The organism is Bartonella sp. AC10YNML, from assembly GCF_042196825.1.
GTDB lineage: Bacteria > Pseudomonadota > Alphaproteobacteria > Rhizobiales > Rhizobiaceae > Bartonella.
This window is the reverse complement of sequence record NZ_JBHIRA010000061.1, coordinates 1-979: the sequence shown is the minus strand read 5'-3', so window position 1 is coordinate 979 and position 979 is coordinate 1. Positions and strand designations below refer to the sequence as shown.

At 44.5% G+C, this 979-nt stretch carries 1 protein-coding gene and 1 pseudogene; both read right to left on the bottom strand.

The genetic code is table 11. From position 1 onward, the window contains the following. Nucleotides 1-659: phage tail protein (locus ACFINA_RS09625; RefSeq protein WP_375615523.1), on the bottom strand; the 659-nt coding region annotated here is incomplete at its 3' end. Between the two features lie 12 nt (nucleotides 660-671). Beyond that, nucleotides 672-979, bottom strand: a pseudogene (locus ACFINA_RS09620) (lytic transglycosylase); the annotation flags it as partial.

Sequence of the window (979 nt, the reverse complement as noted above, 5' to 3'; positions counted from 1 at the left end):
CCCCGTAAAAACATTCCTCGAAAATCGGGAACATTAAATGTCGTGGCGCCATCACCCACGCCCCAAACCGTTCCTATCGTCTCAAATAAATCACCATAATCACGACGCAAATAAGCCTTCCCATCGCAAATTAACCAATCCTTTGGAATCCCGCGCATTCCAAACGTTCCTATAAAACCCGTGGGATAAAGACTGCTTTCTTCTACTAAAGGGAGTGAGGTAGGATTAACAAGATGCCAATGATCTCCATTATAAAACAATGTATAAATGCACCCTTGTTGGATTTCCCCTCCCGATAAAAGCGATAAACCCGTTTCCGTTGCCTTATAAACCGGCTTGCCATCTAAAGCATTTAAGACAATCGTGGTCGCTCCAACATTCTTACCCATAGCCATAAAGCGCAAAACGATACCATTCTTATACTCTAAAAACTGTGAAGTGCTTGCAAGTCTTATCACACTCGTTTGTTGGACATGATCATTTGTAACAATGCCTTCAAGCTCTCCACCCGTGTCTGACAAGTATTCCTTTATGCGCTGCATCATCACACGGGCGCTCGTGTTTACACTGCTAGGACGCTGTCCTTCGGACCAATCAATAAAATTATCCACGCGCGTATTATCCGACGCTCTAAGCGACCAATCATAAATCGTTGACATTTCTCGTGAATCCTAGCTTCTGTAAAACGGTCCGTAAAACGCCCGCATGAATGGCGTCATCAAAGGGTTATCATCATCATCACTCTCTTCTTCTTCCGAAGCCTCTTCTTGTGATGCTAATAATGCCCGTAAAACCTCTAACAAGTTGTCTCTATTTCTAATGCCACCATGCGCTGTAGGACTTGCTCTATGAGGCTGCCCACCATACATCTGTAATACACGGTTGACAAAATCACTTGCACGCATAGCGTTGTTTCCACCATTCAAGCCAACCGCATTGCTCCCAACAATTTGCGCCGCATTGGCATGGGGATTTTGAA